The organism is Yokenella regensburgei ATCC 49455 (assembly GCF_000735455.1).
Lineage (GTDB): Bacteria > Pseudomonadota > Gammaproteobacteria > Enterobacterales > Enterobacteriaceae > Yokenella > Yokenella regensburgei.
On record NZ_JMPS01000027.1, the window covers coordinates 15,464 to 32,247 of the forward strand.

Below are 16,784 nucleotides of genomic sequence, written 5' to 3' on the forward strand. Positions count from 1 at the left end.
TGTCATTCGTGACTAGGTTCTTTTTTTATACTCCAAACTTAGGTTATAGATATGTCTTGTTTAAGCGCCGAAAACGGCACACTTTTACGGACAGGCGTAGGTTCAATAATCTGAAGGAGTGAGGAGAAATTATGGATAAAGCCGTTGTTAGTGATTTTTCTTGGTTTGATTTGAGCAATTACTCCTTTATAGAGGGGCTGTCCGTTTATGATTTTATTCATGAAATAGAATGGCGGCATACTCTTTTCTATTGTTCTGATAATGTCGGCCATCTTGATGATGCTTCTTTTGAGGATGGAGTAAAATATAAAAGAATATTCAGCGGTGATCCGAATGTTAGTGTTGATTCAGAAGAGGAGATTTCGTTCAACAAGGAAATGGATGAATATCTAAGATCATCAGGGAAAGGTGATGCTCTTAGTAGAGATAAACCTTCGCTTAAGCATGATACTGGAGTTATGCCTTTATCTTTTTCTGAACTTGCTATGTACAATAAGGTTGCAATTGATCAGGGGGCTTATTTTGTTAATAAAGATGGTGAGCTGGAAGAGTTAAATCCACAATACATGCTTGCAACAGTAAGCAAAAATGTTCCAGAATATTTTAATCACAGAATACTGCTTGATTTGTGGCTAGCTGAAGCTACCGATAATGAGATTCTATCAAGCATAAAAAAACTTTTGCCAGAATGGCGTAGAGAGTTATCTGTTCCTGAGCCAGATATACTTCCACGTAGAAGAATGGGGCTCAAAACCATTCAGAAATTAATCCAGAACAGAGTGTTACCCATCCTGGATATTTTGCTATGGGGAGAGTTGAATAATAAGGAGGTGAGTAATGCAATACTATCTCATGTTGTTTTCCCAGATGACCCTAAAGACTCCCAGGTAATAAAAGAGACAATCAGGCCCTATGCCCTAGAAGCAATGGGTGAGCCATATACAAGGTTATTACGACTGTTTGTTGATAATGATGGGGAAATTGGGACTTCGAAAATAGCTGACGTTACTCTACGAATTTCGTAACCTTCGATTTTCGTGGGTTAGAAAGCACTTGAAAATCTGTGACACTCAAGAATGATAAAGTTCTTGGGTGTTTTTTTATCTGAAAGTCAGGAAGTTATTCTTCTTCCAATATCTCTTTTTTATTTTTGAATTAGATGGAATCATTACATTTTGTAAACCGCAATAGACATTACGAGGTAAATATGTCGCAATCCTTCATTCGTCTTTCTGAGGTTCAACGTCGCACTGGCTACAGTAAAGCTTGGCTCTATCGCCTGATGGGGCAGGGTAAATTTCCCTCCTCTGTCAAAATTGGCTCCCGCTCAATCGCCTTTGTCGAAAGTGAAGTTGATGACTGGATAAATCAGCGCATCGAGGAGTCACGCAAGGAGGTTGCCTGATAAAGATTGTCCAAGCGAATTACTTGCGAGTGTTTGCAGTAAATTTTTGGCAGGATCATTTTGTCGCAATACCTATCAACATAACTAACGACAGGTAAATACCATGAATAAATTAAGTGCCCTCACCGGGCAGGGCCTCGCTCAACCTGAAATTGGTCAGAGATATAATTCAGAGCCGACCATGAGCAGTCTTGAAATGGTCGACTATATCAACGCTGAACGCAAGGCAAAGGCTGAAGCGGAAGGGCTGGAGTTCCCGTGCAAAAAGTACCGGAAGCTTTCCCACGATAACTTTCTGAAAAAAGTCCCTAAGGTGCTGGGCGAAAACGACTGCCGTAAATTTTTACGCCAGTACAAAGACAGCACTGGCCGCGAGCTGCCGTGCTACCAGCTCCCCAAACGCGAGGCCTGCCTGATGGCAATGAGTTATAGCTACGAGCTGCAGGCCAAGGTTTACGACTACATGGAAGAGTTAGATCGCCAGGCTCATGGCTATCTCAACTACTCAGTGCAGGAACTGCAGGATATTGTTGCAGGAGCCCGCAAGGTTTCAGACGAGGATTCAAGTGATGCTGGCCGACGTTTGCGTAAACGTCAGGATGATCTGGTGCTGCTCGAAAGAGCGGAATCCCTGGTTGAAAGCCTGAGTCAGTTGAAGCTGGATCTGATTGGCGGCGACACGTACCTGGAGGTTCGCTAATGCTTACCGCCACGTCAGGAAATGAAAAAGGCAGCGATTGCGGCGCTGCCTTTGAGAACCAGATCGATCACTGGTCGGGATTGTCTTTCGATTTCTTGCGCTGCCGTTCCCTGAGTTGCTTCAGCACAGATTTTGGCAGTACTTGCTCTGGCATTTTCTCTACTTCAGTTGGTGGAGAGTCGTTGGGTTCTTTTGCCATGTGTCAGATCTCCGAATCAACTTTGGACTTTTTGCGCAGCCGGCGCTTAATTTCTCCCTCTAGTGAGGCAATTATGAACTGGGATGTACTTTCCCCTGGCTCTTTCACTGCCTCCATCGCTTCGACCACTTCATGTGGTACGCGCGACTTAAGGGATTGTGATTTTGCATTTACTGTACCTGTTGCCATGACTGATCCTGAGGGAGATTGGTGGACCACAGTATACCTGAAAGAAAATCAAAATAAAAAATTGACGTGGACCACACCTGGGCGTAAGGTGGGCCACACCAGCTTAATTGCTAGGCTGTGTAACAACGCCTCAGAGTGCGGGAACACTACTGAGGCGTCTAACCACAACGTTAGTTGGAGTAACATTATGGCATGTTTACATGATACCCAAACTCGCCCTGAATTTACATACCTGTTCCTGGGGACTCCTTCCGATCTCCCGGCCTCTACGCCAGTAGTGTTGCGTGCAGAAGCTGACACCGAAGAGCTGGCGCGGGCACACTTCCCCTACTGGGATTTGGTATTCGCTGCACAGATCCGCACGAAAGCCCCATGTCGTTTGCAGTTGTTTGATGCTGAAGACCACTTCTTATGGTTTTTCGAGCAACGTTTCGATGCCTGTACCTCCGGCGCTCAGGAGGTGGCGCATGTCTGAACACACTAAAACCGATGCCCTGATTGAAATTGAGGCACTGGCGCGTGCCGCACAGTTCCTTACCGACACGCCAGCCCGCATTGAACTGGCGGAGATCCTTATGTCGCAGATTGAAGAGGTCGCTAAAAAAGCGCAGGAGGCCGGGAATGAGTGACATTCTGAAAATTATTGGATCGTGTGTTCACCTCGATCGCCAGGGTAAAAATCACGTTGGGTTCTGCCCATTACATAGCGAGAAAACGCCGTCATTCACGGTTTATCCTGCAGCCCAGAACTTCCGCTGTTTTGGTTGTGGTGTGCAAGGTGATGCTGCGGATTTTGCGAAGCTGATGCTGGATCGTGGGCTGGACGCTGTGCTTAACGTGAATCTGCATGTGGCTCCGGGTTTTACCGGGACCGTGGTGGTTCATCTGAAAGAGTGGCGTCACGTGTGTGATTACCCGCTGGTTAACGGGGAGCACATTGCCACGCTGTCGTCATTTCTGGAAATGGCCCGTCAGGCTGGCTGGTCTGTTACCTCTGAACAGGGGGTGTGCAATGCCTAAGGGTTCCCGTACTTACCGGACAGACCACGATGTGCTGGTGAACCTGCAGCGCTCGCTGGATCTGATGTACTGCGCTCAGTCCATTCTGAGTGGTGGCAGCGAATCGATGCAGATTTATGTCCACGCCCTGGTGGATGTGGCGACGCATCTTACTCAGGAATCAACAAACGCGCTAGATCTTGGTGAACAAACTGATAGCGAACACGGGGTGTGTAATGGCTGAGCAATATGAAAAATACACCGGAAGCTTGTGCCTGAAGCTGGCGAAGGCATACATCCGCCACGTCATGAAAGACAGCGGCAGGCCTGTCGCTTTTGTTGATGCTGATAATGGCCAGCGCGTAACGATTATGCTCGAAGAAACCTCCACGGCGGAATGTATTCGTAAGGGACTGGTCATGCCGGCAGAGGATGAGTATCCGGGTCAAACCGGAAAGGCTTTTGCGGTGCATATGCTGAATGTCTGCCTCAGCGGCGACGATATCAGCAGTGAAGGACTGGATGTGATGAACAGTATCTTTCGTGATGGTGTGGCGAACTTTTTGGCGCAGGAGAAGAACAATGGCTGATAAAACTGAACTGATGGCAGGTTCTCACGTCGCGGGAGATTCCGGCGAGATTGACTCCGATACGCTGCTGGAAATGGTGAACGAGACTCGCAAAGAGTGTGGAGAAAAGCCAATTCGCAACAACGTTTTCATCGATCGCATTAAGGATGAGCTGGTCGGGGAGTTTTACAAAACTTTTGTAAAACCTCATGGCAGTAAGGGTGGACGCCCATCCGAGGGAATCATCATGCGAATGAAGCAGGCTCTTCGCGTTGCAGCCCGCGAGTCAAAAGCAGTGCGCCGTGGCCTGGTTGATAAGCTGGAGGCTCGTTACCAGTCGGTACCCGTGCCGCGCGAACTGTCTACGATGGAGATCCTCCAGATTGCTATGGCATCTGAGCAGGGGCGCCTGGCAGAGAAAGCCCGTGCTGACAAAGCTGAGCGTACCAAAGCCGAAATCGGCAACCGCCGGGAAGCGACGGCGATGGCAACCGCATCAGCCGCCGTGCGCAAATCAAAACAACTGGCTGAGCGGTTGGGTGAATCAGAAAAACACGCCACGGTGAAAGCGGTGAAGCAGGTCACCGATATCGAATATGGCTGGCGGCTACTTAAAAAATGGTGTCAGGCAAATGGGCTTGAACCCCACAAGGTGGCGGATCCACAGTTTGGCTTTGTCAAATCCTGGCCGCGTGAAGCTTGGCTTGCTGTATACGATGTTAATCTCGCGGATTACTGGGGAGCGCAGGTATGAGCAGAATCGAACAGTTACTTTCCCGCTGCGATTTGAGCAAAGAAGATGATGAAACGCTGACGGAGATCCGCATGCATTCCGAGGCGGCGTACGAAGGCATCCTGTCGGGTCTTGGCTCTGTCGGTAACGTGGTCTTCTGGGCCTGTGATAATAAAAATTACAGCGATGAAATAGCGCGTGATGATTTGTACCGGCTGGGTGAGATGTTGATGTATTTACCCGGTATTGCGGCGGCGCTGAAATTTAATGCAGATGAAGCGGATTTTAATATCGGCGAGCGCAGGCGAATGCCCGGTAAATAATTCCTGCATTAACAGATAACGCTTATACATAAATTAGCGGCCATCGGGTCGGGGACTGTCTCGCCCTGATGGCAGGAGAATCGATATTTATGAACCAAAAAAATAACGCTCTTGAATTACATCGCAAGCATATTGCTGATGCCTTTGTGAACTACTGCCGCATGCATAATGCTGGTTTAGCGTTGATTAACGTGGTGGTTAAACGACAGGTGATCACCCTGAGTGACCTGACTCCAACGGCGGTAGCTTGCTGTCTTATCAACAGTATGGAACTTCAGTGTTTCCGTAAGTTTGGCCGGGATAAAGGTATGTCCATCCTGATGGAAACTTATGCCGGGATGCTGAGTAAGGATAACAGTCGCCTCACTTCTGAAGGTGTGGAGTTTATGAATGAAGTGATGAAAACGGCGGTGACGGCTGCGCTGGAAAACCCAAAAAATAATAAGTTTGGACTGGAGATTTATCATGCGTAACAAACAAGGAAATTGCTTTTCTGGTGGGGCAAGTCTGACAGATAAATTTATCCAGGAGATTCGCCACGTTGCAGAGAAGAACTTTGTACTTTATTTCCACCGGCAGTTAAACGGAATCGAAGCAGTCGTTCCAGAAACTGATATTCAGAAACTTGAAAGTGGAGAGTATGACGCAAATTTGGTCGAGGGACTGCGCCTGGTCGCCGCCCTTTGGCACGGTATGCAAATTGAAGTTTTAACGCTGACGGATGAACAAAATCTTTCGCTCTGGCGCTGGGTGGTAGCTGCTGTTTATGTCTGTGAGATGTTCGATACAAATGGATCCGTCGAAGTAAAAAATGCACAGGGAGAGCCTGAAGAAGTAACTATATATGCCGGTGAACAGGGCGCTATCGTCATTTATCCGTGCTCTGAACGCTTTGCTCTGGCAAACCATATCGATGGGCTGGCTTATGAAATGTTCCCGGCGAACAAAGCCCCTGAGATGGCGGCAGCAATTTACCGCAGTATGGTCGACATAAATCCTGTTACAGGCATTGATATGTCCAAAGAGGGCCTTGACGGTATGGCGCTTCTTCACGACAGCTTTATTGAAACGCTGAAGACGGAAGGCATTCCGGCGGCGCCAGTGGCTCACTGAGAGGCAGATGATGAAGAACGCACCGAACCTGAACAAACTGCCGTCAGATCCGTTTACAGAGGCAATTATCTTTGCCGGAGAAAAAGCCTGGACATTCGCCGAGGACTGGCAGCGGAGCAACACCATCGGCGACACGATACCGCCGGTTTATCTCGGTAAAAAACAGCTTGATGAACTGCACAATCTGAACATAGTCGACTCTGATCGGCGCTATGTCAGGGTCTACCGGGCTGGGCCAATATCCGAAAAGCACATAAGCCTTATCGCCACGAAGCTTGCTCTCGCCGGTGTGCAGGAGGCTCGTTTTTATTCTGAAAGCCAGGAAGTGCTCGAGGACTGGACGGCACGACTGCCTTCACTAAAGGCTGAAGCCGAGAAGGGAAGCAGTGTAGTGGTCTCGCTGCCGGTCAGAGGAAAAAAACAACAGACCTTGACTGATGATGACCTGAAACCCCGGATTGAAAACCGCGATGACGGTATCTACTGGATAACACCAAAGGTGGACAAGGAAAGCGGCGGGGTGACCATCAATGAGAGCTGGTTATGCTCCCCGCTCGACGTCCTGAGCATTGGCACTGACGGAAAAGACCGCTATCTGATCGCTCGCTGGCAACCTGAAGGTGAAGATTTGCCGGTCATCCGTGCCATACCGCAGGCGGATATCGGCGAGCGGGAGGGATGGCGCACTCTGAAGGGCGGCGGTGTCAACGTCACCACCAAAAGCAACCTGCGAGCTACCCTGGCAGACTGGATGCAAAGAAGTGGCAGAGGGCAACTCTGGCGCATCGCCCACGCCACCGGTTGGCAGTGCGGTGCCTACATTATGCCGGATGGTGAAATTATCGGAAAACCTGAACACCCGGTACTCTTCAACGGGCGCAGTTCTGCCGCTGCGGGTTACACCATGAAGGGGAGTACCGACAGCTGGCGCAACAGCGTGGCGCGTCTTGCCTGCGGAAATTACTCCATGATGACCGCCATGGCGGCAGCGCTGGCTGCGCCTCTTATTGGACTCACCGGTGCCGACGGTTTTGGTATTCATTTTTATGAACAGTCCAGTGCGGGTAAAACCACCACAGCAAACGTGGCCTCCAGCCTGTACGGCAATCCGGATATGCTCCGGCTAACGTGGTACGGAACGGCGCTGGGGCTGGCGAATGAGGCGGCGGCGCACAATGACGCGCTGATGCCGCTGGATGAAATCGGGCAGGGTGCTGACCCCGTAGAGGTGTGGAAATCAGCCTACGCATTGTTCAACGGTACCGGGAAACTGCAGGGGGCCAAAGAGGGGGGCAACCGTGAGCTGAAGCGCTGGCGAACCGTTGCCATCAGCACTGGAGAAGTTGACATGGAAACGTTTGTGTCCGGAGCAGGTCGCAAGGCCAAAGCCGGACAGCTGGTTCGTCTGCTGAATATTCCAATGAGTCGGGCGGTACGCTTCCATGGCTATAAAAATGGTAAGCAGCACGCCGATGCCATCAAGGATGCGTATCAAAATCACCACGGTGTTGCTGGTCGTGAGTGGGTGCGGTGGTTGGCAGAACATCGTGATGAAGCGGTGGCAGCTGTGCGCTCAGCCGAGGAGCGCTGGCGCAGTCTTATCCCGGCAGACTATGGCGAGCAGGTTCACCGTGTGGGCTCACGGTTTGCGATCCTTGAGGCGGCTCTGCTGCTGGGGCGGGTGATTACTGGCTGGGATGAGCAGACCTGTCGTGATGCCCTGCAGCACAGCTATAACGCCTGGATTGGCGTGTTCGGTACCGGCAACAAGGAAATCGAGCAGATTATTGAACAGGCGGTGCAGTTCCTGAGCACTTTCGGTATGCGACGGTTCGCTCCCTTACCCTATGACGAGCAAAGTCTGCCCATCAACGAGCTGGCGGGGTACAGGAATAAGGGTAACCATGTGGACGATCCGCTGTTGTTTTATGTGCTTCCGGGCGTGTTCAAGTCGGAGGTGGCGAAGGGATTCGACAGCGGCCAGTTTGCCCGCACGCTGTGTGAGGCCGGAATACTGAAGAAGTCGCCGAGTGATAAGGGGTATCAGACGCTAACGCCGCGCCTCAGGCACCTGGGCAACATCCGCATGCGTTCGTATTTACTGGTTCAGCTTGATGAAGGCGGGGAGATAACAGAATGACAGCACATATTGCGGCACATGGCTGGCTGGTGGTCGACGTGCAGAGTAAAACTATTAGCAACGGCAACAGCATGGCATTTACTCGACTGGCGGTGGTGCTTCCCTGCCGGGATGTGGAGAACGGCGAACTGACATTCTGGCTGGCGGTAACGGCGTTTGGCAAGCAGGCAGATTATCTGCTGAAGCACCAGAAGGGTGACCTGATTAGCGTATCGGGCAATATGCAGGCCAGCCAGTGGAAAGGCAATAATGGCATCCTGCAGACGGGTTATCAGATGGTGGCTGATTCTGTGATTAGTGCGAAAACCGTTCGACCGGGAGGGCGGAAGAAAGGTATTGGTGCTCAGCCGACCCCAAATGACGATTATTCGGATGATGTGCCTTTTTGATAACCAGAGGGCGGGGATACCCGCCCGAAGACCGGGTGTGCAAAATGAACGACGACATTAAAGAAAAGGTCCTCAGCCAAAATAAATCAGGAGTACAGAACAATGCGTGATATTCAGGTGGTTTTAGAACGCTGGGGAGGCTGGGCAGCAAGTGATAGCTCTGGGGTGGATTACTCCCCTATTGCGGCCGGGTTCAAGGGGCTTCTTCCTCAAACTAGCAAAACTCGCCTTTCATGCACTGATGATGATGCGTTGATTATCGAGAGTTGTTTGGCTCAGTTGAAGAAAAGAAAACCGTATGAGCATACGCTACTAGTCGCGCATTATCTTTACGGCATCTCCAAGCGGAAGCTGGCAAAAGTCCATAAGAAGGATGAGAAGCTAATACGCATTGAGATACAAATGGCTGAGGGCTTTGTAGATGGATGTTTATCAATGTTAAATATTAAATTGGATATGGATGCATAGAGAAACGCCCCTGATTGGGGCGTTTTGTTATTTTATGAAAGACATTTCTTGTATAAAATCATTAACTCTATCTTTAACGGTACAGTTCCAAAAATCAGCATCCTCGAATCTTTTGTAAATGTCATCAAATTGTTTTTGATCACTTTCTGTTTGAGGACTGAATCGTTTGTTAATGTGTAGGCTATCTCTTATTATTCCGTAGAAGATTATTGTGATTCGTGAAATGTCGGACGTTCTTTCAAATGAGTAGGGTATAGTATCTACCCCTAAAATGGTGGCTAATTTGTCGATTGAGTCAGTTGTTAATTTACCACTCAGCAGATCCCTTTCGCCAAAGCAATGAATGAATACTGCTGTTATGTAAATGAGTCTGTAAATATAATAGGTGTTTTCGGTAAATCTCTTCTCTTCAAGACTTAGGAATATATTCAAATTTCTTGCATATGTGTGAGTTTCTCTCAGCGAGAGATTTGTTTGGCTAATTAATTGTCGTACACCTTCGCCGATATGTTTTTCTATTAATGATAAGGATGGGCTATCTTTAGCTAGTTGTAACCAGTAAGTTACGGAAGTCTTACAGTTTTCAGAACGACCATTTTTATATGTATCGGGTAGTGAAATTGTGTACTTTATGAATTTATCAAGATACTTTTGGGAGTCAAGGCTGTAACCATAGATATGATTAATAGATGCTCTTAGTTGTTTTGTGTTGGTAACCAAGATGAAGTATACATTCTGTGTGTCGAAAATATGTTTTATTACTTCAAGTATGGATGTTGAAAAATTAGGTTTGCATCTATCAAGTTCATCAATGATAATTACTGTTTTGTGCTTTGATGAAATATCTTCGATGCAAGCCTTAAGTGAGTTTATGTTTTTCTCTGCTTCAATATGGTCTTCTAAAATGTTTTCAATAGTCCCGTCAATTGCCGCGTTGCTCGCTTTTTTTATCGCATCTTGGAATTCATCTGCCATATTGTCAGTTTCTTGGCGCAAGACCCAGCCTGCCCCGGCTTTTAAGGCTGTTTTCATACCAAATCTAATTGCAGGAAGTGCTTTCTTAATGAATGTTTGTTTTTCCCTCTCTGGCAAAGTTCGGGCGATTGCGGATGTTATCAGAAGTAAAGGTGATTCTGCATGATCTCCTTTAAAAGCGTCTATATAGATAACTTTCGATTCAGGTTCTTGCTCATTAATAAGATTTTTTAGCTTGATACTGAATTCGGTCTTACCTGTTCCCCAGTCACCATCTATCACAAGTGGTGAAATATCGGTTTCTGGTTTGAGTAGTTTTACAATATTTTCAGCAATAGATTTTCTTTGAAACTCATCGCGATCTGAAAATGATAGGGTTTCTTGCATAAAATTATTCCCTTAACGCTATCTTGGAAGAGTATGACGATACTGTATTAAACAGGAAAAAACATTAACGCGGTCCGCAAAAACCGTTGTAATCTGTTAAGAGTGGTCACTTCGACACACAGCTTAATCATCGAAACCCTGCCAGAAATGGTGGGTTTTTCGCATACTGACTGCTATGTAATCAATGAGCATACTCAGAGCGTCTTTGTTCGTTCGTTTTCAGTGGAAAAAGCGTTAACTATCAGTTATGGGTTTCGAACGATACAAAGGCCGAGGCCCTACCAGAAATGGTGGGGTTTCGTCTTTTCAGAAGGTCCGGTTACAGCCCGCGAACTCCTGAGCACCAGAGGCCAACGACAGCGAGGCAGGCCGCAATAGCAATCACAGCAACCATGTTACGCATTTTGTCTTTTCTACGAGATCTTTCGAATGGTGTTCGGGAACCACAGTAACAGCAGTCCGTCGTATCCGGGCAAGTCAGCTTTCCGCAGTCTGGGCACGGTCTCAGTATTGATGGCATCTAATGATCTCAGGGTTAACTCAATTTAAAGTCGTAAACGGTTGTTCGCATCACCTCGTGGCTGGGTATCTTATGCATAACAAACTCCGCAGAACAGGACGGACAATACGCGTTTATATAGGAATGGTTAAAAATCTTGGCGATTTTTGTAGATGGCTGGAGTATCGATATTTTTTCGTTCTGGTAGCAGTGTGCGCAAATATAGTGAGGCTCATTACTTCCATTGAGCGCATCTTTAAAGCGATACACGGTAGATCCCGCTTCGGTTTTGTGAATCGAGTAGTGATTAGCGTTTTGAAAAAAATCTTCCTTTTTGGATTTTTCTTCAGAGAGCTGCATTACCAGTTCTTTCTCTGCATGATAAAGGCTCGCGAGCTCTACATTCAGCATTTGAAGATCAGTGATTTTTTGGCGTAAATCACTCACCGCATCACTGACCAAAGCAGCATCGCGACCATCCTGGATGATTTTTAGCAGATCGTAAGCCTGTTTTGCCGCAGATAATGCAGCTGTTGTTTCAGCAAACATAAAGATATTCTCTTATTCTGAGTCGGTTATTTTTGGCGATTTAACGATATCAGATGCGGGAGTGGGGGAGCTACAGAAACCCTCTGGTTTGCATGGATAGTTTCACTTATGTATTATTGCGCGCCTGGCCCTTTAGCTCAGTTGGTTAGAGCGTGCGACTCATAATCGCCCGGTCGCTGGTTCAAGTCCAGCAAGGGCCACCAACCGCCACTAGCTCATCGGGAAGAGCGGCAACATGATGTTGTAGTACGAGGTTCGAGGCCCCGGTGGCGGACCAAAGCCGACTTAGCTCAGTAGGTAGAGCAACTGACTTGTAATCAGTAGGTCACCAGTTCGATTCCGGTAGTCGGCACCAAAAGCGGTCATCGTATAATGGCTATTACCTCAGCCTTCCAAGCTGATGATGCGGGTTCGATTCCCGCTGACCGCTCCAGATGCCCACAACACCACTTAACACTGAATTAAGTTTTTCTAAACCCATTTAAATCTCACATGCTTATACTCATTCAAATGATGAATGAGAGGTATCTATGAGAGAAGGGTATTACTGGATTCAGTACAACGGTGGAAGGGAGATCGCTTACTACGTCCCGGAGGTTATCCATGATTTGGATTCCGGTAAAACTATCATCGGTGCCTGGTACGTCACGCGAGGTGATGATCTCTGCAACAATGGTGAGGTTGAGGTGATAAGCGGGCCCCTACAAGAGCCACTGTAATAACTAATCCATAGTATTGACATTCTGCTGTAATGCCTTGGTTTCCTTTCCCTTGGTTTCGTCATTGCAGGCACGTATTACCCATGGATATGATGGAGCTACGATGAGTCCTGCCTATGTGGCAGGTCGTTTTCGGGTGAATAACCTGACCGCAGTGAGAACATGGCCTTGAAAGCGATGTTATATTTATCTGAGGCGGTGTTTTGTTAATTGTCTGTTCTGGAATCTGAACCTATCCCCGAAAGCGGGGATGATTATTAATTTTAAGTGTTTGGCTTACTGTTGGACTGAAAAAGGGTACTGCAGGAAGGGCAGATAAGGTTTAACCCTTTTTGTACGCGTGAAAAACTATGCTCGGACAGATTTGAACACTTAGGGCAGGTGCATTTAACCAAGTAATTCTGGCGAGTTTTAACGGCTTTACGAACTGACATTACGGACTCCTGATGATGTTAGCGTGCTGAAACTAAGAGAGGTAGACGTTAGCCGCGGTAGGACCTCTGAGACCATTGATGCGACAAAACTCTACTCGGATACCGGGGATTAGTGTTTTTGATTCATTGGGACTAACGGCTGAAACGTGGACCAGGACGTCCTTTCTGCCATCGGATGGGGTGATAAAACCTTTTCCGCTTTTCCTGTCAAACGATTTGACAATACCTGTCATTTTACGGGACAAACAATTTCCTTCATGGTGATAACGGGGTCATACTATACGTATGAATGACAATAAAGCCAGATTTATTAATTTTTAGCGGCAGAGGCTGCCAGACGGCTAAAATAATTGTTGCTTAATTATTTTAGCCATGCGTTAATAGCTTCCTCGGTTTGAAAAGCAGACCACATACAAAGTAGTTTACTAAAGCAGTCCTCATCACCAGGCGTTATTTCGAATATTCCTCCTTTTGAGCCTCTCCATTAAGTACTAAGTATTTTCTGTAACGCAGACCATATTGCCATTGCGGCTCAAATTAAGGAATTATGATATGTCTAATAAAATGACTGGTTTAGTAAAATGGTTTAACGCTGATAAAGGCTTTGGTTTTATCTCCCCAACAGATGGCAGCAAAGATGTATTTGTGCACTTTTCTGCTATTCAGAGCGATAACTTCCGGACCCTGTTTGAAGGCCAGAAAGTCCAGTTCTCTATTGAGAGCGGTCCTAAAGGCCCGGCAGCGGGAAACGTTGTTGTAGCTGAGTAAATTATACTGACCTCTGTCCATTTGCGATAACGATGACGGTTTTCCTGAGTAGTCAGATTGACAGAAGTGAGTGATACGGATTGCCAGTACTGGGTTACTTTACTGGGATGATGTTCAACACAGCAGGTCAGCATGTTTTCTCACATCCCCCCGGGGGAAAAGTATGTTGGCTGTTGTGGTAAGGTGCATGATTGCTGCACAAAGTAGTTCAGAGCAGAGGCTAATCCTGCCCGGAAAAATAAAGTGCGTAAGAGGTCAGGCGGCCTTAGAAAGTACCTAACATCCAGTTATATAAAACCTGCTATTGGCGGGTTTTGTCGTTTCTGGGGAGGGTATTTTCGCAACCCTTTATGTCTCAGTCCAACAGGAAAGATTTTCGTTGGCTAAATCTGTCTATGGAAAAGTCTAAGCATAGAAAAGGGATTAATCTCTGTACTGATATCGGACTTGATGAGAAACCGGAAGAAGGAATTATCATTAAGCTCGATAGAGTTGTCAGAGATGAGTTAAAACGAACTTCGTTAATTTCTACCATAAATAAAATTCTTCGTAAAAAGACCCTATAAGGGTCTTTTTTTATGACCTTAACAACGCCATCCGAGCTTTCGGAGGTGAGGCTATGACCAGAATGAGCACTATTTACAGCAGACTGTCATATGGAACGGGCACAGCCTTGACGGGGTGCGGAGTTTCAGCCAAGGCATATGCCGACACAACAAAAGAGGTATCGTGGATGTTGGCCGACAAAATAGCGGGGCTCAGCCTGAGTGACTGGGCGATTATTGTCGGTATTGCCTGCACCGTCATTACCTGCGCCGTGAACTGGTATTACCGTCGCAAGGAGAGGGAGGACAGGCTGAATGGCAATGTCTACGGGACAGAGAAGTAAGCTCAGCGCAGCAGTGATTGGCCTGATTCTTGCGGGTGCATCCGCTCCGATTATTCTCGATCAGTTTCTGGATGAGAAAGAAGGTAACAGCCTTACGGCTTATCGAGATGGAGCTGGGATCTGGACCATTTGCCGAGGTGCCACACTGGTGGACGGAAAACCGGTGATTCAGGGCATGAAGCTGACGCAGGTCAAATGCGACCAAGTGAATGCCATTGAGCGCGACAAAGCGCTGGTGTGGGTGGACCGCAATATCAAAGTACCACTGACTGAACCACAGAAAGCGGGAATTGCGTCATTTTGCCCCTATAACATCGGCCCGGGTAAATGCTTTCCCTCGACGTTCTACCAGCGCATGAATGCCGGTGACACGAAGGGAGCGTGCGAGGCAATTCGCTGGTGGATAAAAGACGGTGGGAAAGATTGCCGCATTCGTTCCAATAACTGTTACGGGCAAGTGTCACGGCGTGCTCAGGAAAGCGCACTGACGTGCTGGGGGATAGACCAGTGACCGGCACAACAAAAACTATTTTAATCGTCGTGATATTCGGTGTTATCGCCATATTGTGCGTACTGCTGGCTCTCAGCCGCGCCGACCTTGCTATTTCTGAAAGCGATAATCAAATCCTGCGAAGTGATAACGCTCTACAAGGAGAGGTTATCGCCACTCAGGCATTCAACTTTAACCTGTTTAATCAGGTATCCGAGCACACCAGACAGCTTAATTCGCTCATTGATGCTGGTACTGACAGGACTGTGATTGAATACCGGGAGATTCTTCGTCGTGAAAAAACATGTGATTTGCTTGTTCCTGCTGATGTCGCTGGTGGGCTGCTCAACTACGCGTACCGTTTACGTGCCAGCGCAATGCACCCCGATACCAACAGACCTGACGAAACCGATGATCGTTCCATTCCCGCCACAGGGCTGACGTACTGCCAGGCTGTTCTCTGGATAAAGCCGTTGCTGGGGGAGTTAGAGAAAGGGAATAATCAATTGGCGGGAATCCGCAAGATTGAACAGAGAAAGAAATAAATAGTCTGTCTGTAAACTATTTTTAGGCACTAAGATGACTCATCCTTGAGACAAAATACCCAGTATTTCTCAGGGGTTAAAGCGATTAAAGGTCATGTGCAGCATTGCATGGAAAACAAAAATTGCTCACTACTATTTTTAAAGTTTTCAATGTCAAAATGTAACCTAAAAATAAACTCGACTGAGGTGTAGTTAATGCTTGCTTAGTATGGTTAATCATGCGTTAATGAGTTGTCGGTTTGGCACTGAATTTATCCTAAGCAATTCTCATCTCTTGTATCTTTTGATCTCCTCTTGGGTATTCTCTTTAATCTGATAAGTTTTTGTTTCAGACCATTTTGCCTATACGGCTAGTTTAAAAGGTATTCTAATGACTGTAAAAAATACAGGGCAGGTTAAATGGTTTAACCATGCTAAAGGGTTTGGGTTTATCACTCCCGCAGATGGCGGAAAGGACGTTTTTGTGCATTTTAGTGCGATCCAAAACGATGAGTTTCGAACTCTTTATGAAACGCAACAAGTTGAGTTTATCGTTCAGGAAGGCCCTAAAGGACCTTCAGCTGTAAGCGTTGTTGTACTCTAAGGACATTATTATTACATCACATATTCATTTCCGTTGCCCTTGCTGTCATGGTTCGCAGTACAGAACCTCGCACTTTGATATTTCTGATAGCAATCCATTCGGAGCCAAGTGCATTTTTTGTAAATCCTCAATGATCTCATTTGATAATGCTGCTTTGTACATTAAATCAGGACAACTTCCTGTCGATTTTCGCAAGTAGCATGTTTTTATAGATAATTATTGTTGATATTCATTATGGTGCTTCCGGACATCAGCAACTTGCAGACCAGGAACACAAATGAAAAAGGTTATTGTTTTTTTTAACGCAGAACCTAGCGTAGTGGTTTCCGTTGCGATGGATGCAACCACAATTTCCAGGACATATCCTGGCGGTGAGACTACGAGTCTCCAAATCATGTCTGCAGGATTCCCGTCGCTGACAGGTGATCATCGAATTATATATGTAGCGACTGACCGAGAGCTCTCGGCAGAAAATATAGAAGAAGCAGCAAAGAAACACTATTGAGTCAGTAGCTTTGATTTGCTAAGACCTGAGCCCCGCTATGCGGGGTTTTTTTTTACTATTTGTACATGTTTTCTCAGGAGAAGCTTTCTTACGCGGTCTGGAGTCATCTGATAGTGATAAATGGAGATCTAAGATTGATAACCATTATCAAAAGGTACTCCCTGAGGGGGACCCTGCCACGGGGCGGCGGGCTCGCGGGGAACGGCTAGTTTTT

The 16,784-nt window shown here is 47.0% G+C and carries 29 protein-coding genes and 3 tRNA genes; 26 read left to right on the plus strand and 6 right to left on the minus strand.

The genetic code is table 11. From position 1 onward, the window contains the following. The first annotated feature begins 131 nt into the window (after positions 1 to 131). The 3 genes from GYRE_RS08140 to GYRE_RS08150 all read left to right on the plus strand — a co-directional run bounded on the left by GYRE_RS08140 (position 132) and on the right by GYRE_RS08150 (position 2,105). Positions 132 to 1,025: a DUF6387 family protein gene (locus GYRE_RS08140; protein ID WP_038254443.1), complete on the plus strand. Its 894-nt coding sequence runs from the start codon at positions 132 to 134 to the stop codon at positions 1,023 to 1,025. A 182-nt stretch (positions 1,026 to 1,207) separates the two neighbouring features. Next, complete coding sequence (locus GYRE_RS08145; protein WP_038254445.1) at positions 1,208 to 1,405, plus strand: helix-turn-helix transcriptional regulator; 198 nt, start codon at positions 1,208 to 1,210, stop codon at positions 1,403 to 1,405. Positions 1,406 to 1,508: 103 nt separating this feature from the next. Then, complete coding sequence (locus GYRE_RS08150) at positions 1,509 to 2,105, plus strand: Rha family transcriptional regulator (RefSeq protein WP_038254446.1); 597 nt, start codon at positions 1,509 to 1,511, stop codon at positions 2,103 to 2,105. 67 nt (positions 2,106 to 2,172) lie between these two features. Here GYRE_RS08150 and GYRE_RS25115 read toward each other — a convergent pair whose 3' ends face one another. Both GYRE_RS25115 and GYRE_RS24955 read right to left on the minus strand, forming a co-directional pair. Then, positions 2,173 to 2,304: a hypothetical protein gene (locus tag GYRE_RS25115; RefSeq protein ID WP_258521986.1), complete on the minus strand. Its 132-nt coding sequence runs from the start codon at positions 2,302 to 2,304 to the stop codon at positions 2,173 to 2,175. Positions 2,305 to 2,307: 3 nt separating this feature from the next. Next, positions 2,308 to 2,493, minus strand: a complete 186-nt coding sequence (locus GYRE_RS24955; protein WP_038254447.1) for a YlcI/YnfO family protein — start codon at positions 2,491 to 2,493, stop codon at positions 2,308 to 2,310. A gap of 187 nt (positions 2,494 to 2,680) precedes the next feature. Between GYRE_RS24955 and GYRE_RS08160 the strand changes: the two genes are divergently transcribed. The 12 genes from GYRE_RS08160 (at position 2,681) to GYRE_RS08215 (ending at position 9,227) form a co-directional block, all read left to right on the plus strand. Then, positions 2,681 to 2,968: a host cell division inhibitor Icd-like protein gene (locus tag GYRE_RS08160; protein WP_038254525.1), complete on the plus strand. Its 288-nt coding sequence runs from the start codon at positions 2,681 to 2,683 to the stop codon at positions 2,966 to 2,968. Next, positions 2,961 to 3,122 (plus strand): hypothetical protein, encoded by a 162-nt coding sequence (locus GYRE_RS24715; protein ID WP_167829709.1) that lies wholly within the window; start codon positions 2,961 to 2,963, stop codon positions 3,120 to 3,122. Before GYRE_RS08160 ends, GYRE_RS24715 begins: the two co-directional genes overlap by 8 nt. Then, positions 3,115 to 3,513 carry a CHC2 zinc finger domain-containing protein gene (locus GYRE_RS08165; RefSeq protein WP_038254448.1) on the plus strand — a complete coding sequence of 133 codons (399 nt, stop codon included), beginning with the start codon at positions 3,115 to 3,117 and terminating at the stop codon, positions 3,511 to 3,513. Before GYRE_RS24715 ends, GYRE_RS08165 begins: the two co-directional genes overlap by 8 nt. Continuing rightward, positions 3,506 to 3,736, plus strand: a complete 231-nt coding sequence (locus tag GYRE_RS08170) for a hypothetical protein (protein WP_038254449.1) — start codon at positions 3,506 to 3,508, stop codon at positions 3,734 to 3,736. The genes GYRE_RS08165 and GYRE_RS08170 overlap by 8 nt, the downstream gene beginning before the upstream one ends. After that, the gene (locus tag GYRE_RS08175; RefSeq protein WP_038254457.1) at positions 3,729 to 4,082 is read left to right on the plus strand and encodes a hypothetical protein; all 354 of its coding nucleotides are present in this window, start codon (positions 3,729 to 3,731) and stop codon (positions 4,080 to 4,082) included. The genes GYRE_RS08170 and GYRE_RS08175 overlap by 8 nt, the downstream gene beginning before the upstream one ends. After that, positions 4,075 to 4,815 (plus strand): hypothetical protein, encoded by a 741-nt coding sequence (locus GYRE_RS24960; RefSeq protein ID WP_051860930.1) that lies wholly within the window; start codon positions 4,075 to 4,077, stop codon positions 4,813 to 4,815. The genes GYRE_RS08175 and GYRE_RS24960 overlap by 8 nt, the downstream gene beginning before the upstream one ends. Further along, positions 4,812 to 5,117, plus strand: coding sequence for a hypothetical protein (locus GYRE_RS08190; RefSeq protein WP_038254458.1), 306 nt, complete (start codon positions 4,812 to 4,814; stop codon positions 5,115 to 5,117). Before GYRE_RS24960 ends, GYRE_RS08190 begins: the two co-directional genes overlap by 4 nt. An 89-nt stretch (positions 5,118 to 5,206) precedes the next feature. Continuing rightward, on the plus strand, positions 5,207 to 5,590 hold the full coding sequence (locus tag GYRE_RS08195) for a hypothetical protein (RefSeq protein WP_038254459.1): 384 nt from the start codon (positions 5,207 to 5,209) through the stop codon (positions 5,588 to 5,590). Beyond that, positions 5,583 to 6,230, plus strand: a complete 648-nt coding sequence (locus tag GYRE_RS08200; protein WP_051860931.1) for a hypothetical protein — start codon at positions 5,583 to 5,585, stop codon at positions 6,228 to 6,230. The genes GYRE_RS08195 and GYRE_RS08200 overlap by 8 nt, the downstream gene beginning before the upstream one ends. A gap of 10 nt (positions 6,231 to 6,240) precedes the next feature. Next, positions 6,241 to 8,370 carry a DUF927 domain-containing protein gene (locus GYRE_RS08205; RefSeq protein WP_038254532.1) on the plus strand — a complete coding sequence of 710 codons (2,130 nt, stop codon included), beginning with the start codon at positions 6,241 to 6,243 and terminating at the stop codon, positions 8,368 to 8,370. Then, positions 8,367 to 8,759 (plus strand): single-stranded DNA-binding protein, encoded by a 393-nt coding sequence (locus GYRE_RS08210; RefSeq protein WP_038254460.1) that lies wholly within the window; start codon positions 8,367 to 8,369, stop codon positions 8,757 to 8,759. The genes GYRE_RS08205 and GYRE_RS08210 overlap by 4 nt, the downstream gene beginning before the upstream one ends. Positions 8,760 to 8,861: 102 nt before the next feature. Next, complete coding sequence (locus tag GYRE_RS08215; protein ID WP_038254473.1) at positions 8,862 to 9,227, plus strand: antiterminator Q family protein; 366 nt, start codon at positions 8,862 to 8,864, stop codon at positions 9,225 to 9,227. 27 nt (positions 9,228 to 9,254) lie between these two features. Here the strand turns inward: GYRE_RS08215 and GYRE_RS08220 are convergent, their stop codons facing one another. After that, complete coding sequence (locus GYRE_RS08220; protein ID WP_038254476.1) at positions 9,255 to 10,589, minus strand: KAP family NTPase; 1,335 nt, start codon at positions 10,587 to 10,589, stop codon at positions 9,255 to 9,257. Positions 10,590 to 11,124: 535 nt separating this feature from the next. Further along, the gene (locus tag GYRE_RS08225) at positions 11,125 to 11,637 is read right to left on the minus strand and encodes a hypothetical protein (protein ID WP_051860932.1); all 513 of its coding nucleotides are present in this window, start codon (positions 11,635 to 11,637) and stop codon (positions 11,125 to 11,127) included. A gap of 126 nt (positions 11,638 to 11,763) precedes the next feature. On the opposite strand from GYRE_RS08225, the gene GYRE_RS08230 reads away from it, so the two are divergent. The 4 genes from GYRE_RS08230 to GYRE_RS24965 all read left to right on the plus strand — a co-directional run bounded on the left by GYRE_RS08230 (position 11,764) and on the right by GYRE_RS24965 (position 12,356). Beyond that, positions 11,764 to 11,840, plus strand: a tRNA-Ile gene (locus GYRE_RS08230). Positions 11,841 to 11,916: 76 nt separating this feature from the next. Further along, positions 11,917 to 11,992: transfer RNA gene (locus tag GYRE_RS08235), tRNA-Thr, on the plus strand. Between the two features lie 3 nt (positions 11,993 to 11,995). Beyond that, positions 11,996 to 12,070, plus strand: a tRNA-Gly gene (locus GYRE_RS08240). Between the two features lie 97 nt (positions 12,071 to 12,167). Beyond that, a complete protein-coding gene (locus GYRE_RS24965; RefSeq protein WP_038254479.1) occupies positions 12,168 to 12,356 on the plus strand; it encodes a hypothetical protein in 189 nt (62 codons plus the stop codon). 263 nt (positions 12,357 to 12,619) lie between these two features. Here the strand turns inward: GYRE_RS24965 and GYRE_RS24970 are convergent, their stop codons facing one another. Both GYRE_RS24970 and cspH read right to left on the minus strand, forming a co-directional pair. Then, a complete protein-coding gene (locus GYRE_RS24970) occupies positions 12,620 to 12,790 on the minus strand; it encodes a YnfU family zinc-binding protein (RefSeq protein WP_217283991.1) in 171 nt (56 codons plus the stop codon). A 32-nt stretch (positions 12,791 to 12,822) separates the two neighbouring features. Further along, the gene (cspH, locus tag GYRE_RS23650) at positions 12,823 to 13,035 is read right to left on the minus strand and encodes a cold shock-like protein CspH (RefSeq protein WP_072009054.1); all 213 of its coding nucleotides are present in this window, start codon (positions 13,033 to 13,035) and stop codon (positions 12,823 to 12,825) included. Between the two features lie 307 nt (positions 13,036 to 13,342). On the opposite strand from cspH, the gene cspE (GYRE_RS08250) reads away from it, so the two are divergent. The 7 genes from cspE (GYRE_RS08250) to GYRE_RS08275 all read left to right on the plus strand — a co-directional run bounded on the left by cspE (GYRE_RS08250) (position 13,343) and on the right by GYRE_RS08275 (position 16,570). After that, complete coding sequence (gene cspE, locus GYRE_RS08250; protein WP_038254482.1) at positions 13,343 to 13,558, plus strand: transcription antiterminator/RNA stability regulator CspE; 216 nt, start codon at positions 13,343 to 13,345, stop codon at positions 13,556 to 13,558. 619 nt (positions 13,559 to 14,177) lie between these two features. After that, positions 14,178 to 14,447 carry a phage holin gene (locus tag GYRE_RS08255; RefSeq protein ID WP_038254484.1) on the plus strand — a complete coding sequence of 90 codons (270 nt, stop codon included), beginning with the start codon at positions 14,178 to 14,180 and terminating at the stop codon, positions 14,445 to 14,447. Further along, positions 14,419 to 14,958 (plus strand): lysozyme, encoded by a 540-nt coding sequence (locus tag GYRE_RS08260; protein WP_038254486.1) that lies wholly within the window; start codon positions 14,419 to 14,421, stop codon positions 14,956 to 14,958. Before GYRE_RS08255 ends, GYRE_RS08260 begins: the two co-directional genes overlap by 29 nt. Beyond that, positions 14,955 to 15,482, plus strand: a complete 528-nt coding sequence (locus GYRE_RS08265) for a hypothetical protein (protein ID WP_081874641.1) — start codon at positions 14,955 to 14,957, stop codon at positions 15,480 to 15,482. The genes GYRE_RS08260 and GYRE_RS08265 overlap by 4 nt, the downstream gene beginning before the upstream one ends. A gap of 370 nt (positions 15,483 to 15,852) precedes the next feature. Then, positions 15,853 to 16,065 carry a transcription antiterminator/RNA stability regulator CspE gene (gene cspE / locus GYRE_RS08270; protein WP_038254487.1) on the plus strand — a complete coding sequence of 71 codons (213 nt, stop codon included), beginning with the start codon at positions 15,853 to 15,855 and terminating at the stop codon, positions 16,063 to 16,065. 10 nt (positions 16,066 to 16,075) lie between these two features. Then, the gene (gene ymcF / locus GYRE_RS24975) at positions 16,076 to 16,264 is read left to right on the plus strand and encodes a cold shock small protein YmcF (protein WP_072009057.1); all 189 of its coding nucleotides are present in this window, start codon (positions 16,076 to 16,078) and stop codon (positions 16,262 to 16,264) included. Between the two features lie 78 nt (positions 16,265 to 16,342). Next, positions 16,343 to 16,570: a hypothetical protein gene (locus GYRE_RS08275; RefSeq protein ID WP_038254489.1), complete on the plus strand. Its 228-nt coding sequence runs from the start codon at positions 16,343 to 16,345 to the stop codon at positions 16,568 to 16,570. Positions 16,571 to 16,784: the final 214 nt, after the last annotated feature.

What these genes read in the sequence shown, in the direction of transcription:
- GYRE_RS08205 (WP_038254532.1), top strand. Translation starts at nt 6,241, where the DNA reads ATGAAGAACGCACCGAACCTGAACAAACTGCCGTCAGATCCGTTTACA.
- GYRE_RS08195 (WP_038254459.1), top strand. Translation starts at nt 5,207, where the DNA reads ATGAACCAAAAAAATAACGCTCTTGAATTACATCGCAAGCATATTGCT.
- GYRE_RS08220 (WP_038254476.1), bottom strand. Translation starts at nt 10,589, where the DNA reads ATGCAAGAAACCCTATCATTTTCAGATCGCGATGAGTTTCAAAGAAAA.
- GYRE_RS24955 (WP_038254447.1), bottom strand. Translation starts at nt 2,493, where the DNA reads ATGGCAACAGGTACAGTAAATGCAAAATCACAATCCCTTAAGTCGCGC.
- GYRE_RS08200 (WP_051860931.1), top strand. Translation starts at nt 5,583, where the DNA reads ATGCGTAACAAACAAGGAAATTGCTTTTCTGGTGGGGCAAGTCTGACA.
- GYRE_RS08275 (WP_038254489.1), top strand. Translation starts at nt 16,343, where the DNA reads ATGAAAAAGGTTATTGTTTTTTTTAACGCAGAACCTAGCGTAGTGGTT.
- GYRE_RS08170 (WP_038254449.1), top strand. Translation starts at nt 3,506, where the DNA reads ATGCCTAAGGGTTCCCGTACTTACCGGACAGACCACGATGTGCTGGTG.
- GYRE_RS08225 (WP_051860932.1), bottom strand. Translation starts at nt 11,637, where the DNA reads ATGTTTGCTGAAACAACAGCTGCATTATCTGCGGCAAAACAGGCTTAC.
- GYRE_RS24970 (WP_217283991.1), bottom strand. Translation starts at nt 12,790, where the DNA reads ATGTCAGTTCGTAAAGCCGTTAAAACTCGCCAGAATTACTTGGTTAAA.
- GYRE_RS08160 (WP_038254525.1), top strand. Translation starts at nt 2,681, where the DNA reads ATGGCATGTTTACATGATACCCAAACTCGCCCTGAATTTACATACCTG.
- GYRE_RS08190 (WP_038254458.1), top strand. Translation starts at nt 4,812, where the DNA reads ATGAGCAGAATCGAACAGTTACTTTCCCGCTGCGATTTGAGCAAAGAA.
- GYRE_RS08165 (WP_038254448.1), top strand. Translation starts at nt 3,115, where the DNA reads ATGAGTGACATTCTGAAAATTATTGGATCGTGTGTTCACCTCGATCGC.
- GYRE_RS08260 (WP_038254486.1), top strand. Translation starts at nt 14,419, where the DNA reads ATGGCAATGTCTACGGGACAGAGAAGTAAGCTCAGCGCAGCAGTGATT.
- GYRE_RS08210 (WP_038254460.1), top strand. Translation starts at nt 8,367, where the DNA reads ATGACAGCACATATTGCGGCACATGGCTGGCTGGTGGTCGACGTGCAG.
- GYRE_RS08255 (WP_038254484.1), top strand. Translation starts at nt 14,178, where the DNA reads ATGACCAGAATGAGCACTATTTACAGCAGACTGTCATATGGAACGGGC.
- GYRE_RS24965 (WP_038254479.1), top strand. Translation starts at nt 12,168, where the DNA reads ATGAGAGAAGGGTATTACTGGATTCAGTACAACGGTGGAAGGGAGATC.
- GYRE_RS08145 (WP_038254445.1), top strand. Translation starts at nt 1,208, where the DNA reads ATGTCGCAATCCTTCATTCGTCTTTCTGAGGTTCAACGTCGCACTGGC.
- GYRE_RS08175 (WP_038254457.1), top strand. Translation starts at nt 3,729, where the DNA reads ATGGCTGAGCAATATGAAAAATACACCGGAAGCTTGTGCCTGAAGCTG.
- GYRE_RS08140 (WP_038254443.1), top strand. Translation starts at nt 132, where the DNA reads ATGGATAAAGCCGTTGTTAGTGATTTTTCTTGGTTTGATTTGAGCAAT.
- GYRE_RS08215 (WP_038254473.1), top strand. Translation starts at nt 8,862, where the DNA reads ATGCGTGATATTCAGGTGGTTTTAGAACGCTGGGGAGGCTGGGCAGCA.
- GYRE_RS08150 (WP_038254446.1), top strand. Translation starts at nt 1,509, where the DNA reads ATGAATAAATTAAGTGCCCTCACCGGGCAGGGCCTCGCTCAACCTGAA.
- cspE (WP_038254482.1), top strand. Translation starts at nt 13,343, where the DNA reads ATGTCTAATAAAATGACTGGTTTAGTAAAATGGTTTAACGCTGATAAA.
- GYRE_RS24960 (WP_051860930.1), top strand. Translation starts at nt 4,075, where the DNA reads ATGGCTGATAAAACTGAACTGATGGCAGGTTCTCACGTCGCGGGAGAT.
- cspE (WP_038254487.1), top strand. Translation starts at nt 15,853, where the DNA reads ATGACTGTAAAAAATACAGGGCAGGTTAAATGGTTTAACCATGCTAAA.
- GYRE_RS24715 (WP_167829709.1), top strand. Translation starts at nt 2,961, where the DNA reads ATGTCTGAACACACTAAAACCGATGCCCTGATTGAAATTGAGGCACTG.
- GYRE_RS25115 (WP_258521986.1), bottom strand. Translation starts at nt 2,304, where the DNA reads ATGGCAAAAGAACCCAACGACTCTCCACCAACTGAAGTAGAGAAAATG.